The organism is Bacillus sp. EKM208B, assembly GCF_011800725.1.
In the GTDB taxonomy this organism is placed as follows: domain Bacteria; phylum Bacillota; class Bacilli; order Bacillales; family Bacillaceae; genus Bacillus; species Bacillus velezensis.
In genome coordinates this window covers 104,968-121,286 of record NZ_JAANHO010000003.1, presented here as the reverse complement: position 1 = coordinate 121,286, position 16,319 = coordinate 104,968, and the positions used below count along the sequence as shown (strand labels likewise).

Annotated in this window: 14 protein-coding genes; 5 read left to right on the top strand and 9 right to left on the bottom strand. The window is 47.9% G+C overall.

Features of this window, described 5'->3' with window-relative positions; translation table 11 throughout:
- Positions 1-115: 115 nt before the first annotated feature.
- From yhaM to G9F75_RS05970, 5 genes are all read right to left on the bottom strand, one after another.
- On the bottom strand, positions 116-1,060 hold the full coding sequence (yhaM, locus tag G9F75_RS05990) for a 3'-5' exoribonuclease YhaM (RefSeq protein ID WP_003155251.1): 945 nt from the start codon (positions 1,058-1,060) through the stop codon (positions 116-118).
- Positions 1,061-1,133: 73 nt separating this feature from the next.
- Positions 1,134-4,016, bottom strand: a complete 2,883-nt coding sequence (locus tag G9F75_RS05985) for an ATP-binding protein (RefSeq protein WP_021494926.1) — start codon at positions 4,014-4,016, stop codon at positions 1,134-1,136.
- Positions 4,013-5,236 (bottom strand): metallophosphoesterase family protein, encoded by a 1,224-nt coding sequence (locus G9F75_RS05980; RefSeq protein WP_137987996.1) that lies wholly within the window; start codon positions 5,234-5,236, stop codon positions 4,013-4,015. Before G9F75_RS05980 ends, G9F75_RS05985 begins: the two co-directional genes overlap by 4 nt.
- 111 nt (positions 5,237-5,347) lie before the next feature.
- Complete coding sequence (locus G9F75_RS05975) at positions 5,348-6,607, bottom strand: ABC transporter permease (protein WP_021494924.1); 1,260 nt, start codon at positions 6,605-6,607, stop codon at positions 5,348-5,350.
- The gene (locus tag G9F75_RS05970; RefSeq protein WP_021494923.1) at positions 6,600-7,496 is read right to left on the bottom strand and encodes an ABC transporter ATP-binding protein; all 897 of its coding nucleotides are present in this window, start codon (positions 7,494-7,496) and stop codon (positions 6,600-6,602) included. The genes G9F75_RS05975 and G9F75_RS05970 overlap by 8 nt, the downstream gene beginning before the upstream one ends.
- Before the next feature lie 105 nt (positions 7,497-7,601).
- Between G9F75_RS05970 and G9F75_RS05965 the strand changes: the two genes are divergently transcribed.
- A complete protein-coding gene (locus tag G9F75_RS05965) occupies positions 7,602-7,787 on the top strand; it encodes a YhzD family protein (protein ID WP_015239502.1) in 186 nt (61 codons plus the stop codon).
- A gap of 24 nt (positions 7,788-7,811) precedes the next feature.
- On the opposite strand, the gene G9F75_RS05960 is transcribed toward G9F75_RS05965, so the two are convergent.
- A complete protein-coding gene (locus G9F75_RS05960; RefSeq protein WP_007409232.1) occupies positions 7,812-8,579 on the bottom strand; it encodes an enoyl-CoA hydratase in 768 nt (255 codons plus the stop codon).
- Positions 8,580-8,763: 184 nt separating this feature from the next.
- On the opposite strand from G9F75_RS05960, the gene G9F75_RS05955 reads away from it, so the two are divergent.
- Genes G9F75_RS05955 through G9F75_RS05945 form a run of 3 tightly spaced genes read left to right on the top strand, consistent with a single transcriptional unit; the run spans position 8,764 to position 10,864 of the window.
- Positions 8,764-9,117, top strand: a complete 354-nt coding sequence (locus G9F75_RS05955) for a hypothetical protein (RefSeq protein WP_014417322.1) — start codon at positions 8,764-8,766, stop codon at positions 9,115-9,117.
- Positions 9,118-9,144: 27 nt separating this feature from the next.
- Entirely contained in the window at positions 9,145-9,642 is a 498-nt protein-coding gene (locus G9F75_RS05950; RefSeq protein WP_012117200.1) for a cation:proton antiporter regulatory subunit, read from the top strand.
- 7 nt (positions 9,643-9,649) lie between these two features.
- Positions 9,650-10,864, top strand: a complete 1,215-nt coding sequence (locus G9F75_RS05945; RefSeq protein WP_003155266.1) for a cation:proton antiporter — start codon at positions 9,650-9,652, stop codon at positions 10,862-10,864.
- A gap of 25 nt (positions 10,865-10,889) precedes the next feature.
- Here G9F75_RS05945 and G9F75_RS05940 read toward each other — a convergent pair whose 3' ends face one another.
- The 3 genes from G9F75_RS05940 to G9F75_RS05930 form a co-directional block, all read right to left on the bottom strand.
- Positions 10,890-12,179, bottom strand: a complete 1,290-nt coding sequence (locus G9F75_RS05940) for a lysine N(6)-hydroxylase/L-ornithine N(5)-oxygenase family protein (protein ID WP_021494922.1) — start codon at positions 12,177-12,179, stop codon at positions 10,890-10,892.
- A 100-nt stretch (positions 12,180-12,279) separates the two neighbouring features.
- Complete coding sequence (locus tag G9F75_RS05935; protein ID WP_021494921.1) at positions 12,280-13,782, bottom strand: coproporphyrinogen III oxidase; 1,503 nt, start codon at positions 13,780-13,782, stop codon at positions 12,280-12,282.
- Between the two features lie 112 nt (positions 13,783-13,894).
- A complete protein-coding gene (locus G9F75_RS05930) occupies positions 13,895-14,761 on the bottom strand; it encodes a Cof-type HAD-IIB family hydrolase (protein WP_012117197.1) in 867 nt (288 codons plus the stop codon).
- Positions 14,762-15,144: 383 nt separating this feature from the next.
- Between G9F75_RS05930 and G9F75_RS05925 the strand changes: the two genes are divergently transcribed.
- Positions 15,145-16,284, top strand: coding sequence for a DNA alkylation repair protein (locus G9F75_RS05925; protein WP_021494920.1), 1,140 nt, complete (start codon positions 15,145-15,147; stop codon positions 16,282-16,284).
- The last annotated feature ends 35 nt before the right edge of the window (positions 16,285-16,319 follow it).

The following is a 16,319-nucleotide window of genomic DNA, read 5'->3' as shown; positions in this document are numbered from 1 at the left end:
GTCGGTTTCCTCCTTTTTTCATCCAGAGTCTTTATTCTAAGCTATGCTTGATAAAGACAAGTTATGAGAGCTGAACGTAAAAAAGACCGATCATAGAGAATCGGCCTTTTTTATCTTATTGATGGAAAGTCGGTTTGTAGAAAGAACGGTTTTCAAGCGCAAATACACGCTCTGTGTATTCGCCCGGCTTCACCCGTTCCAGCGCTCTGTCCATCATGATCATTTTTGCATCCAGATTATCAATGTAGTGCAGAATTTCCGCTTCTTTCACCATCGGCGGTTTCGGGCTTCCCCATTCCGCTTTTCCGTGATGGCTTAAAATCAAATGTTTCAGAATCAGCACTTCTTCAGCGTCAATCTGAAGCTCTTCGGCTGCTTTTGAAAGCTCTGTCACCATGATCGAAATGTGCCCGAGCAGATTCCCTTCCACGGTGTACGTTGTGGAGACGGGGCCTGAAAGCTCTTTTACTTTGCCGAGATCATGCAGAATGACTCCGGCATACAGTAAATCCCGGTCAAGAGACGGATACAGATCGGCAATCGCTTTTGCCAGGTTCAGCATGGACACTACATGATACGCGAGCCCGGAGACGAACTCATGGTGGTTTTTAGCCGCAGCCGGGTAATCCATAAACTCAGCCGCATATTTTTTGACCAGATGTCTTGTGATCCGCTGGATGTTTGGATTTTTCATTTCAAAAATGTATTGAGTGACGGTTTCCATCATTTCATTTTTCGGAATTGGCGCCGTTTCCAGAAAATCATCAATGCTGACATTTTCGTTCTCGCCGGCCGGCCGGATGTTTCTCAGCTTAAGCTGGTTTCGTCCGCGATAGTGATGGACATCTCCGATCACCTTCACGATCGTCTGCGCCGCGTACGTTACTTCATCAGTCGGCTTGGCATCCCACAGCTTCGCTTCGATATCTCCCGATTGGTCCTGCAGCATTAACGTCAGGAATGGTTTTCCGTTGCTTGCGATTCCTTTAGTCGAAGATTTAATCAGAAAGTATTGATCGACCTGCTCGCCGACCTCGTGCAGCATAATACCTTTTGCCATTCTATTAAAAGCTCCCTCCATATCTTACATAATACCAGTATAGCACATACCTCTTTTTTGAAAATAAACTCTTTTATGACAGGAGCCGCATGACTTGTCCGCTGTGAAAAGACCGGCTGACATGCTCATGGCAGGTGAAATAAAGTATCTGCCGCCCGCCTTCTGAAAGCTGATTCAGCACATCAAACAGCCGCTGCAGCCGCTGCCTGTCAAAATGGACAAAACTGTCATCAAGTAAAAACGGCAGTGATACCGCAGACTCCCTCTCTGACGCAAGGGCAAAACGAATCGCCGCATAAAGCTGCTCGCATGCCGCCTGTGACAGTTCGCCTGCAGAAAACACCGTTCCGTCTTTCCGCATGACCATAATAGAATCATCAGCCTCGGAAAAATACAATTTGTGATAGCGTCCGTCCGTAAGCGGTCCGTATAATGCACCGGCGGTTTCTAACAGACGGGGAAGCGTCACTTTTTTATGCCGCTCCATTTTTTCCCTGATAATGTGTCTGACCGTCTGTAATGCGGCCCACTCTTTAGCGGTTTTTTTCACGCGCTCCTTCTGCATTTCTGTCTGATGTTTTAAATCGGATACAAGCCCCGAGGACTCCAGCTGCTCTTGCTTCACCGTTAATAAAGCGGTTTGCTCACGGAGCTGGGCGCTTTTTTCCTCAAGCGTTTTTTTCTCTGTTTCCTTCTGAACGACTGTATGTTCAAGTTCGGACACTGTGCGGCTCATGTACGGCTCCAGCTGTTTTCCGCCTATGCCGGACAAGTGCGTTTTGATTTCGCGCAGCTGCCGCTCTTTTTCCCGGCGGCTTTCATTCAGCCTGGCGAGTTCACAAAAGTGTTCGCGTTTTTTTGCGCCTGCCGCCATGAAAAGCTGTTTGACCTGCTGTTCGTAGTAATGAACTTCTTCATTTAATTCACGCATTTGCTCTTGTGCATGCAGCAGATCCGTTTCGAGCGCCTGCTTTCGTTTTGCTTCCTCACGGGCCCGTTCCGCCTGCGCCAGCAAAACGTGCAGTCTTTCTTTTACGGACAGCTCCCTTCCGTCTGAAGGACTCAGCTTTTTGACCCGGTCCTCAAAAGCTCTTTGCAGCTTTTGCAGCCTGCCCGCTTCAATGGTCAGCTCATGCTTGTTAAGGATTTCTTTTTTGACATCTTTCATCACATGATATGCGTCAAGAAGATGGGAAGGACTTCCTGAAAACCCCAGTTCCTTCATAAAAAGTTCCGCCTGTTTTTCAAACGGCGCCATTTCCGCCTCCCATTCTTCATATTGGCGGATGACTCTTTCATATGCCGCTTCTTTCTGTTCAAGCACGGCTTGATCCGCAATCAGCTGCTGCCGGTGCCGGCCGTCACGCCAAAGCTCTTCCTGCAGAAGATCAGCCGCTTCTTTGGAGATCGCCGGCTTCTTTTTCTTGTGTCCGGGCCCTCCTCTTTCTGACGGCAACGGCTTTTGCATGCCGGACAGCATATACAGCAGCAGAGCGCCGGTAAAAAGGGCGGCGGGCAGCCATTCCTTTAACATAGCGAAAATCGCAATGAACAGAATGCCCGCACCGAGAAAGAGCTTTTTTTGTTTGGCGCGCTGTTTTTCCAGATGCTGAACATGTGCCTGCCATTCGTTTCCTTCTGTATCAGCCGTTTGCTTATATAATTGTAAAGCGGCTTCTTTTTCTTTCCTGACAGCGGGGTCCAAAATGTTTTCCGCCGTCACGGCATGTTTTCGTTCGGCTTCTTCCAGCTCCAGCCGCGCTTGTTCGAACATCGCATCAAGCTGTGCCTTTCTTTCTCTTGCCTGTCCGGCGCTCTGCACGGCTTCCTGCAGCCGCCATTCATATTCATAATCGGTGTTCAGTGAAAGAATGCCGTCTTCCTCATGTCTTCCGAGCTGCTGCAATCCTGACGAAACGCGGGCAGATGTCTGCCGGATCTGTGATTGGATGGCGGCAAGCTGTTCGCCGCGCGATTCGTACATATGCTGCTCGCCGGAAAGCTCCTGCAGCTGCCGCTCTTTTTGCAGCAAGTCCTCATTTGGAGCGAGCAGCTCAGCCTGCCGCCGGAGTTCATCCGCTTTTGCCCGAAGCCCCTCAAGACGGGCCGCTTTCGGATGGAGATGCGATTCGTATTTTTCAAGCTGATGCATTCCGTCCTTCGGGAATTGCTTCAATGCTTCCGGATAAGAAGAAAGTTCGCTTTCCAAGGCTGTTTTTTTGTCTGCGAGCGGCTTTGCTTCTATCGCTGATTTTACTGTTTTGATTTCTTCAGTTATGTCTTTCAATCGTGCTTCGGCATCCTGCAAACGGCCGCCGGCGCTTTTTTTCTCTTCCAGAAGGCTGTGATAGCCCGCTTCCGCAGCTTCCGCCTGTTTCAGCTGGGCGCTGAACCGCTTTAATGTATCCAACTCCTGATTTAAGCGGGGGTTCCGCCCGTTCGGCTTATACATCCTGTCAAGTTCTTTTGCCAGCCGCCCGTCAAGCTTTGCCGCCGCTTCCGACCCGAATAAGCTCGAATACAGGAGAAACTCGCCGATTTTGTCCCGGTTAAAAGCTTGAATCTCCTGCAGTCCGAATACATCGAACGAATAGATCGCTTCGTACAGCGCCCGGTCTGTATCGGAGAGAAGCTGTTTGAGCCATTCTCCGTCCTTGATTTCGCCTGAAGCCATATACACTCTGACTTTTTCGGCAGCGCCTTTTGTCCGTTCGATTTTGACAGCACCGTGATCGACATGCTTCAATTCCACAGTGCCGCCGTAAACCCCGCCATTTTTCGGTTCGTATTTTTTTGATTTCGGAAAACCGAACAGCACGCTTTTGATAAAGGACATCAATGTCGTTTTCCCCGCTTCATTTAACCCGTAGATCACTTGCACGGAAGAATCTGACAGCTGAAAACTTCGGTCGGAAAATTTTCCGTATTGGTAAATATGCATCGCCGTTATTTTCATCGCTGAAGCTCCTTCATCTGGCGTCTTAAAACGGCTTGAGCCTGCCGCTTAATATCCAGTATCTCTTCATCTGTAAATGAAGCCATCTGACGCCGGTATACGGGATGACGCTCAAGGGCTTCAAATACACCGCTCATGTCCGCGCATTGTTCTATGTCCTGAAGGAGCCCTTTAAAAAACGGATCGGGCGGCACGGTGTCTGTTTCATCCGTCCGATCCTCAAGCGCAAGCGGCCAGACGAAACATTCCTCTTCGGCCTCTTCCTCCTGTAAAGCGGAAAGAAGCTCCTCCGCGATGCCTGCGGGCGCCTCCGTCCAAAAGCGGGGCGCCGCGCCGCGAAGCACCAGCCTGACACATGCCGGGCGGCCCGCCGCGCGCAAGCCGGAGAATGTATCCGATGCGGCTTTCAGAAGTGAAGTCATATGTTCAGCTCCGGAGATATCAAGATCAATTTCCTCCCATAACACATCATGCGCTTCTTTGAATTCCCAAGACATCTCACCGTTTGCCGCCCGGACGAGATAATATCCCTTAGGCCCGGTTTCTTTTAAATGCCGTGCTTGAATATTCCCGGGGTAAATGGCGGCGGGATGCCGGGCGGACAGAACCTGCCGTTTATGAATGTGTCCGAGCGCCCAGTAATCCATGCCGCTTTTTTCAAGGTCTTCTTTCGTAAACGGGCAGTACGGGTCATGCCCTTCCGCTCCTGATAACATGCCGTGGAGCATGCCGATATGATAAGGCGCGCCGGTCATTTTCCGGTAACGGGCTGCCTGATTGACCATTACGCTTCTTTCTTGATAGCTGCATCCGTATATGCTTGCCGCAAGCTCTCCGTTTTTAAAGAAAGATTTTTCCTCCGGTGTATCCGAGGTGAAGATATGTACATTTTCCGGCCATTCAATCGGCGTCCACTTACCGCCCAAATGATCATGGTTGCCGAATATGACGAACACTTGGATATCCGCTTCCTGTAATCTCGTAAACTGTTTTCTCAAAAACAGCTGGGCTTTTAAACTTCTGTTGGCTTCGTCAAACAGATCCCCCGAAAGCAGCACGAAATCTGCCTGCTCCCGGAGTGCCCCGTCCGTCAGACGGCGGACGCTGTGAAATGTGCTTTCTTTAATACGCGCATATACCGGTTCAGGCAGATTCGAAATGCCGTAAAACGGGCTGTCCAGATGCAGGTCAGCGGCATGAAAAAACGTCAGATCAGTCATCTCGCCCTCCCCTTTCTGCAAATTGAATTACCCTTATTTTAGCACCGTTTTTATACGAATGCACGTTCTGCAAAATAAAAAAACAGCCCGGCTGTTCCGGGCTGTTTTCTCTTATTTTTTGGAGATGCGCAACGCTTGTTTAATCGCTTTGAATCCGCTGGCGTTTCCGTAAATCAATACGCCGCCTTTGTAAATTTTCGCGCCGACCGCCGCAAAGATCACGATAGTGACCAGTGTCAGGGCGATTCCGGCCGCAGCCTGCCAAAACGGGATATCGAGCATCCCGACGCGTAAAAACATAATCATCGGCGTGAAAAACGGAATGTAAGATGTAACGGTAATAAAACCGGCGTCAGGATTGCCGATGCCGAACATGGCGATCATAAAACCTGCCACGACTAAAAAAACCATCGGCTGAATCGTCTGCTGTACGTCCTCTATCCGGCTGACAACACTGCCGAGAAACGCGGCAAGCGTCGCGTAAAGAAAATAGCCGAGCAAATAGAAAATGACGGCATAGACTATCGTCGAGACTGGAACATCCGTAAAATTGAGAAATGCACTGATCGGCGACGACGCCTCATTTTGAGGGTTCAGCTTCAGTGAGAGATAACCCGCTGCAATCAGCACCGCAAACTGTGTGATCCCCACGAGCGCGATACCGAACAGCTTGGCAAACATCTGCTGAATCGGCGGCATGCTTGAAATTAAAATTTCCATGACGCGGGACGATTTTTCCGTCGCCACTTCCATCGCAATCATGCTTGCGTACATGATAACTGAGAAGTAGATGACAAACAGCATGATGTATACAAGCCCCATTACCTGACCGAGCTCTTCCTCAGACTTCGCCCCTTTTTCCAGCGCGTCTTTGCTGACTTCCGGCGGAGTGTAGAGGCTGCTGACTTTTTCTGCCGAAATGCCAAGCTTGGCGGTTTCGACAGCGGTTTTTGTCTGGGTTAAAGCCTGCTTGAGCAGTTTATACGCTGATTCATCGGAAATGGTCAGCGCCTTGTATGCTCCTGTTATCGTTCCTTTTTGATCTTGTCTGATGATAAACAGTCCGTCCCATTCACCGTCTTTGACACGCTTTACGGCATCTTTTTCGGACTCCTTCGTCTCCATTGCCTGGAGATCATTGTCTGTATCCGCCGCTTTAAGCTGTTTTGCAAACGCCGGGTACAGCCCGCCCGTTTCATCAATCACCGCGATTTGCTGCTTGCCGTCATCCGATTGAAACACGGATATAATCGATTGCAGGTTGGTCACCGCTAATACTAATAAAACGGTAATGGCGGTCGAAATAATGAATGACTTTGCCGCGATTTTGTTTTTATATGTATGAAACAGCATAATCCAAAATTTATTCATAAACGGCCCCCACCTTTTCTATAAAAATATCATGCAGTGACGGCTCTTCCAATTCGAACTTCCGTATAAAACCTTTCCCTTGCAGGGCCCGGAAAATATCCTGAGAAACCGGTTCATTCGCGACCTGCAGTCTGATCCCGTCATTTGTTTCCTTCCATTTCACGACGCCTTCATGCGTTTTTAAAAAGCTGAGGTCATCATCTGAATGAACGGTGACATTTTTTTTGCCGAAAGACCGCTTAATGTCTTTCAGATTGCCTTGAACGACGGGTTTTCCCTTCTGGAGAATGCACAAATTCTCGCAAAGCTCTTCCACATGCTCCATTCGGTGGCTTGAAAAAACGATAGAAACGCCGCTGTTTTTCAAAGAAATAACCGCTTCTTTCAGCAGCTCGACATTCACCGGATCAAGACCGCTGAAAGGTTCATCGAGAATCAGCAGTTCAGGCTTATGCAGGACGGCCGAAATGAACTGGATTTTCTGCTGGTTTCCTTTCGACAGCTCTTCGACTTTCTTATTCTTGTAATCTGTAATGCCGAACCGCTCCAGCCATGTCATGAGCTCTTTTTCCGCCTCTTTTTTGCCCATTCCTTTTAATCTCGCCAGATAGACAAGCTGGTCACTCACCTTCACTTTCGGATACAGCCCCCGCTCTTCCGGGAGATAGCCGATTTTTTCACTGATAGAATAATTGACCGGCTTCCCTTTCCAGGTGATATGCCCGTCAGTCAGGCTTAAAAGACCTAAAATCATCCGAAAGGTCGTCGTTTTTCCCGCGCCGTTTGCGCCGAGCAGCCCGAACATTTCCCTTTCAGGTATTTGCAGGTTCAAATTGTCAACAGCGGTAAAGCTGCCGAATGTTTTCGTTACGTTTTCAATTGTAAGCACAAATCCAACTCCTTCCTTGACCCATTATATACTAATAATGGGTAAAAATTAATGGAGGATTTTAAATTCTTTATCAGAATATCATTCTATAAAGGGGGTGACATGATGGGACAATATGTATTGACCGCATTCCATGCGTCGGGAGAAACGCTGCTGAATGAACGGATCGAAGCGGATAATGAGGCGGAGGCGAAGGCCGCCGGAGAGGCTTTATTGAAGGAAAAAAAGCTTGAGAACAGTACTCATCGCTTGGTAAATGAAGCCGGAAAGCTGATTTTATTCCACAGATAACAGAAGCTTTCCGGCTTCTGTATTTTACCGGTTAAATTGCGGCGTCCGTTTTTCTAAAAAGGCGCGGATGCCCTCTTTATGATCATCCGTTTTTCTCATATTTTCCTGGGCCTTTCGTTCAAGAGACAAAACGTCTTTTAACCGGCTGATATGGAGGCTCTGATAAATAGCCTTCGTTTCAATCATCGCTGACAGCGGCGCATGCAGCAATCGGTCGATATACGGTTGTGCCCCCTCCGCAGGGCCGCCGCTGAACAGCCCGTCGGCAAGCTTGAGCCGCACCGCTTTTTCAGCAGGCAATTTTTCACCGCTCCAAATCAGTTTTTTCGCTTCGATCTCACCGACGCGTCTCATTAATAAATAATGGCCTCCTCCATCGGGAACCAATCCGATGCCGATGAAATTCATCGCGAGGCGGGCGTTTTCTTCGGCGAGCACCACATCGGCGCACAGCGCGAAACTCAGCCCGAGCCCCGCCGCGGCTCCGTGGATGGCGGCAATCACAATTTTTTTCATATCATAGAGGGTCAGCGTAATGGATTCGATCATTTTCATGAGCCGTTCATATTCTCCTGAATCATGATCAGACGTCATCATCTGAATATCACCGCCCGCGGAAAATCCCCGGCCTTCCCCCCGTAAAAGCACGATAAGCGCCTCACTGTCGGCTGCCATCACGCATGCATTTTCCAATTCCCGGAGCATTTGTTCATTCAGCGCATTGTAACTGTCAGGCCGGTTCAGCACAATCTCCGCGATCTTTCCCTTTTCTTCATAACGAATATACTGCATGTTTACATCCCCCTTGAATCCGCTTACATATTTTGTTCAAATGATATATTCCTTCCCCCGAAGCGAAACTCCTTTATTTTTCAAGGTCAACAGATACCGAAAAATGCATATCATTTGAAACTGAACATACATTTTTATATAGTGAAATTGATATACAAAACAAAAGGGGGGAAAAACGCCGATAATGAAATATGTGATACTCAGCTTGTTACTGAGCTTTTTTATGGTGCTGTTCCCCCCTTCGGATGTCGCTCTTCCTTCCCAATTGGTGACAGAAACAGACAGCCATGTACAAATTTCGGTTTACCCGCAGGAAACGGATTCGGCAAAGACGCCGGTTCAAACCAAAACCGCTCCGCAAGGCCTGTCAAAAGGATACGGTGCGTTATCCCGGATGATCTCCCTGTTATCTGTCAAACCTCTTGATCAATTCATTGATTCCACCATGGAAAGGACATGCGCCATTCCGATACAATACCAGTCAAATTACCTCCGGCATCAGACCATTTCTCATTGCCAATCTGTATTTACGGTGTAAAAACAGTATATTCCGGAGGGATTTTTTATGAATATTAAAGAAAACGATCTGCCCGGCATCGGGAAAAAATTCGAAATCGAAACGAGAAATCATGAAAAAATGACGATCATCATTCATGATGACGGCAGGCGGGAAATTTACAGATTTGATGACCGCGACCCTGATGAGCTTCTGGCAAGCATTTCACTTGATGATGCGGAAGCAAGACAGATTGCCGCGATTATCGGCGGGATGGTGTATAAACCGCAGGCGCTTGAATCGATTGAAATGGCGTTCAACGATCTGATTATCGAATGGTTTAAAGTTGAAAAAGGGGCAAAAGCGGCAGGGCGGACGCTCGGCGAACTGGATGTGCGCCAGAACTATGACGTGACGGTCATCGCTATCATTAAGCATAACCAGAAAAAGCTTTTAAACCCGGGCGCTGATTCGCTCCTTGAAGCAAACGATACACTCGTCCTCTCAGGTGAAAGAAAGCATCTGAAGAAACTGATCCAAGACTTCCTCTCCAGAGACGGAGTGTGATCTGTTTATGGACCATCTCGTATTTGAAGTCGGTACGGCGTTAGTTCTTGTGGCCATTGCGAGTGTCATCGCCAATAAAATTAAATTCTCGATCATCCCCTTCCTGATCATTTTAGGAATGCTTGTCGGGCCGCACGCGCCCCAAGCGGGCATCATTGACCTGACGTTTATCGAAAGCCGGGAAGTGATTGAATTTTTCGGACGGATGGGCGTCCTGTTCCTCCTCTTTTACCTCGGGCTTGAATTCTCGGTCGGAAAATTAGTCAAATCCGGACGTTCAATTGCCGCCGGCGGAACGATTTATATTCTGATTAATTTCAGTTTAGGGCTGATCTACGGCTTTATCACGGGCTTTTCCTTTTTGGAAGTGCTTGTATTGGCGGGTGTCATCACGATATCATCAAGCGCCATTGTCGCAAAGGTGCTTGTCGACTTAAAGCGCACGGCCAATCCGGAAACGGAGCTGATTCTCGGCATCATTATGTTTGAGGATATCTTTCTGGCGGTTTACTTGTCCGTCGTCTCCGGGCTTGTTCTGGGAGACGCGACGTCTGTCGGAGGCGCGCTGATGTCAATCGTGATCGCTTTCGGATATATGCTGCTGTTTTTCATTGCCGCCCGAAAATTGCCGCCTCTGCTGAACAAGCTGCTTGATATCCGTTCAAACGAGGTATTTGTCATCGTTATTTTCGCAGCGCTCTTTTTCATTGCCGGCTTTTCCGAAACGATTCATGTCGCTGAAGCGATCGGCGCGCTCTTGCTCGGACTCGTGTTTTCGGAGACCGCCCATTCTGACAGGATTGAGCATCTTGTCGTGCCGTTCCGTGACTTTTTCGGGGCCATGTTTTTCTTCAGCTTCGGTCTCAGCATTGATCCGTTTTCACTCGGAGATGCGGTATGGCTTGCCCTCGGCGCCGTTCTGCTGACGATTGCCGGAAACTTTATCGCCGGCATGATCGCCGGACGCCGGGCGGGGCTTTCTCATAAAGCATCGTCCAATATCGGGCTGACCATTGTGTCACGCGGCGAATTCTCCATTATCGTCGCAAATCTCGGCATCGCCGGCGGCCTGTCCGCTTCACTTAAACCTTTCGCCGCCTTATATGTTTTGATACTGGCCATCTTCGGCCCTTTGCTCACGAAAGAATCGAAGCGGATATATCTCCTGTTGAACAGCGTGTTCAAATGGAAGACGCCTGAAAAGAAACCGCAGAAATCATAAAAAAAACTGACCTCTTCATAAGGGGTCAGTTTTTTTGAGCGGGAAGAAATTGCTGAAAAGCCGTTTTTTTATTAATGGAGAAATGCTCTTTCCCCAGAATGGTATTGATGATTTTTTGGTTTCTGTAAACAGACAGCTTCAAATTCGTAGCGCCTGTTCCGTGAGCATGATCAAGATTCGTTAATGTGAAAAAATGATGCCGCCTGTCGTCCTTAAAGACAAGACGGGAATCGGCCGTCACTTTAAACCGTTTCTCATCCTCCCATTCGATATCGGGGGCAATTGCCGTAAACCATTCCGGAATATGGGGTTTAAAGCCGGTCGCCAATATCACTTTTTCTGAATCGGCCGTAAAGGTTTCATCCATCTGCCATTGATGAAAGCTCAGTACGCAGCGCCCGTTTTGCTTTTCAATTTTTTCAAGCTCCGCCATCGGCTGAATATACACGTCAGGCGAACCTCCGCTGATCGATCTGTGATACAGGGCATCGTAAATGGCGGCAAGTGTGTCAGAATCAATGCCGTGGCGCAGTCCGTCCAGCTCAGGGAGCGTGTTCAGCCGTTCTTTAAAAGGCAGGCGGTTAAAATATTCCACATAATCAGGTGTAAACATTTCCTGCCCGAGCTTGGCGGTTTCCAATTCTCGAAATCCGGCGGAGCGTGTCACCCATTGCAGCCGGCTGCGGCGGTATTGTTCATCGTGCAATAAGTCAGAAAAGATCTCCGCGGCGCTCTGTCCGGAGCCGACCACCGTAATTGATTCGGCGCCGGCGAGCTCGTCTTTCCGAAACAAATATTCCGTGCTGACCATCGTGTCCTGACGCGCTTCGCCAGCAATCTCTGCGGGAATAAGCGGTTCAGACCCCGTCCCCATGACGAAATGCTTGGTTTGATAGACACTGATGCTTCCGTCCTCAATGTTCTTGACGCTGACGTCATAATGTCCGCCGGCATTTTTCACGCCGATTACCTCTGAGCCGAAACGGCATGATTTGATTTCTGAAGCCGCCCAGCTCAAATAGTCGTTAAATTCCCGTCTCGGAATATCAAATTCATTAAACGTATAAAACCGGTACAGCCGGTCATGTTCATGGAGAAAGTTTAAAAACGTGTAGCGGCTTTTCGGATCGGCGAGCGTGACCAGGTCCGCCAGAAACGCCACCTGTAAATCCGTCCCTTTAATTAATAGACCGGGATGCCACGCAAATTCTTTCTTTTTATCGAAAAAAAGAGCGTCTGTTCCGGGTATATCCTCTAATAATGCGGCAAGCCCTAAATTAAACGGCCCGATTCCCGCTCCAATGACATCATACATAATTACACCTCTTACGAATAACAGTCTGATGGTCTTTTCCCGTTTTTACAGACGGTTAAACATAAAAAAACGGCACGCTGATTCCGTGCCGTTTTTGATATTATAATGCAGATTTAAAGAACATCTCATCTAAGTATTTGATTTTCTCTTCTGTATAATGCTCGAATCGGTCATTATATGATTTCGGATCTTTCGGATTGGCGAAGTGCGTGATTTTTCCGGTTTCCGGATGAATGAATTTGCTTGCCGCGCCGCAGCCGATACCGATAATCGTCTGCACTTCTTCCATAATCATAATGTTGTAGATGCTTTCCTGACCAGGGAAGGAGTAGCCGACATTTTCAAGGTTTCCGAGAATGTTTTTCTGCCGGTACAAGTAGTACGGCGTATACCCGTGCTCTTTTGTCCAGCGGACGGCGTCATCCATCATGCGGGACACTTCCTGTCTGTCGGCAACTTTATACTTATGCTTGTTTCTCGTCATTTCTGACGCCCGTTTAAAAGAAAGCGTATGAACGGTCAAAGATTCAGGCATCAGCTTTTCCGTTTCTTCAAGACTGTGCCTGAACTCAGCCGTCCCTTCTCCCGGCAGGCCGATGATCAGGTCCATGTTGATGTTATTCATGCCGTGTTTGCGGGAAAGATGATATTTTTCGATGGTTTCTTCAACTGTATGGTGTCTGCCGATGGCCTTAAGCGTTTCGTTTTCATAAGATTGCGGGTTAATGCTGATTCTGTCAATCTTATACTTATTTAAAACGGCCAGCTTTTCCTCCGTAATCGTGTCGGGACGGCCCGCTTCAACGGTAATCTCCCTGATATTTGCGACATCCGGGAAAGAGCGGACCATTTCTTCATATAAAAGATCCATTTCTTCAGCGGTAATGCTTGTCGGCGTGCCGCCGCCGAAATAAATGGTCGTCACTTTGATATCATGCTGTTTCAGCCATTCTCCGATTTTCTGCATTTCATAGTGAAGCCCCCATAAAAAGGAGCCGACTCTTCCCGCCTGTCCTTGAATGGCATAAGCCGGAAATGTGCAGTAGGCGCATTTCGTCGGGCAGAACGGGATGCCGATATATATGCTGACTTCATCTTTGACCCGGTACAGATCGGGAACCGCCGCAAGCTGGCGGTCGACAATCTCCTGCATCAGATTGATTTTTTCATCATGGATCAGATAATCTTTTTTCAGATCGGCGTGCGCCTCTTCTTTTGTCAGGCCGCTCTGCAGCTTTTTATGAAGAAGTTTAGTAGGTCTGATGCCGGTTAAAATTCCCCATTTTTGTGTCATGCCCGTATGCGATTGAAGAAGATTTAAGTAGACGTATGACAGCGTGTTTTTCACCTGTTTAAATACTTCTTTTTCGCTCCATCCGGCAAGAAGCGGTTTCGTATGATGTTCCTTTTCGCCGGTTCCTTTGATTTCTCCGGATACCGACACGCTGTCTGCATCTTGAGAAATGGCAAGTGAGATGACGAGATCAGAGGGTTCCTCCGTTTCGCCGTACGCAAGAACACACTCTTCAAAAAATAAATTCGCGATGTTTTGCAGCGGACGATGCAGCCTGTCATCCGTGATGCCGTCTATTTTTATTTGCAATGTGATCACCTTATTTTTCAGATTCAAAACTTTCTTTAGTGTACAGAAAGAACAGGCTAAAATCAATCCGCGAAAAAGCCGCAGACCGGCGTTTCGCGTCTGCGGCTCTTGATTACGGCCGTTTCATATGGAACTTATCGAGAAAGCCTTTGCGGTGCTGCATGCGGAAATATTCCTTAATCATATAGGCGACTCCCTGTTCATCATTTGACCTTGTCACCCAGTCCGCTTTTCTTTTTAATTCATTTGAAGCATTCCCCATCGCGACGCCAAGACCGGCCAGCTCGATCATCGGCAGATCATCTTCCTGATGGCCGATAGCCACAACCTCTTCCATTGAAAGCCCGAGTTCAGCGGCGACCATCGAAAGTCCGCTTTCTTTTGAAACCCCTTTAGGCACGATGTTCAGTTTTTCTCCGTTGACGCGGATCACATCGACGGCCGGGAATGCTTTCATTATCGTATCCGTTATATCAGCCTGCAGGCCATCTTCGGCATGCACTTCAATGACGGGCGCTGAAACCGGCTCATCAAGGAGCAGGTCACTTAATGATTCGACAAACTGCACCGGATAAAAAATCGGGTCAGACGGATGAATCATTGTTTTCCCGACCAGATTGGAGTTCACTTTCTTCTTGTTTCCGATCGAATATTTTTCGTGAAGAAGCCGGATATTGCATGGATAGCTTTCCAGCACCTGAACGATATTAAACGTGTGATCTTCTGATATTTTCTTTTCAAAAAACGGCTCATCTATTTTTTCAGAAATGTATGCGCCGCTGTGGGTAATCAATTTTGCATTCAGCTTTAATATTTTCGCCACTTTTTGAGCGGAGCGAAAATGGCGGTTTGTGACCAGTGTGACGTAAATTCCTTTTTTCTTGACGTATTCGATGGCATCCTTTGTCGTCTGATGAAGTTTGCCGTTGGAGCGAAGAAGCGCTCCGTCTATATTTAACGCCAGCATTTGTTTTGACACAGAGAAGTCCCCCTCCTTGATGACTGTACTTGTCATTAGGATATGACCCTGTCTCTTTGTTTAGAACAACCTTTTCTCCGCAGCAAAAAAGCCTGCCTCAAGCAGACTTTGAACTGTCGTTTTGTTGGGATACGATCGATTTGCTGCCTTCTCCCCAATGTGTATTTCTATTTACGAAATATATCAGGAACCCCTTATTTGACCGTTGATGCGCTCGTTTCACTTACTCTCTGTTGCTACCCCTTAACATACCAGGCAGTATAGGCGACCGTATCCTTAGATCATCTGTAAGTGTAGGCGCTTTCAGAGTTATTATCTCAATTATATTGTTAAAAAACAAGGGTTTTTTTAACTAAAAAAATCAGAGGAAATATCTATGCTGAATGTATGATAAAGTTGAAAGGGAACATACATTCTCATATAATAAAAGAAAAAAAGCGGTGACTGTCATGTCTCTATTAAAAGATATTTATAACGAAGAATTTGCAGAAGCACTTCTGAACAGAATCAAATCGGCGTATCCGGCTTTTGAGCGGGACAAGTGCCGGGCGCTGATGTTTCAGGAAGATTGGCCCGGACTGACGTTAAAACAGCGGATGCGCCGGATCACAGACTTTTTATATGAAACACTGCCGAAGGATTACATACGGGCGCTTGACGTCTTATATGGGACAGCTCCCCGCTTCTCAGGGCTCGCCGGGATTATTTTTCCCGATTATGTCCAACAGTACGGAACGGATCACTGGGACGAATCTATGAAGGCGCTTCAGTATTTCACTCGTTTTTCCACTTCCGAATTTGCGGTCCGCCCGTATATCAGGCTTGACCGGGAGCGGATGTTCAAAGAGTTCCTTTCCTGGACGGAGCATCCGGACGAACATGTCAGAAGGCTTGCCAGCGAAGGCTCAAGACCGCGCCTGCCATGGGGAATCTCCATTCCGGCTCTTCTTGACGATCCTTCCCCGATTCTCCCTGTTCTGGACCGCTTGATGCAGGATGACTCGTTATATGTCAGAAAAAGCGTGGCGAATAACCTGAATGACATCTCCAAAACACATCCGGATCTTCTGCTACAGATCGCAGCCGAGCGGTTCGGAAGCTGTCCGCACACGAACTGGATTTTGAAGCACGCCTGCAGGACACTGTTAAAAAGAGGAGACAAACAGGCGCTTGCGGTTTTCGGGTTTGAAGACGCCTCCCGGATTTCATTGGAACGTTTTACACTGAATTCGGAAACGGCCGCCATCGGAACAAGCATACATTTTTCTTTTCAGATCCGCTCATCCGCCCGGCAAAAAGTCAGGGTTGAATACGCGATTGATTTTGTAAAGAAAAGGGGGCACCGCAGCCGCAAGGTGTTTAAGATGTCGGAGTCCGCCATGGATAACGGGGACGTAAAAACCTTCAGCAAACATCATTCCCTTAAAGATTTAACCACCCGCAAGCATTATCGGGGAATTCACACTCTGTCTATCATCATTAACGGAACGGTAAAAGGTTCGCTTGATTTTTCTGTTGAATAAAAAAACCCCTCCATTTCATAGATGGAGGGGTTTGG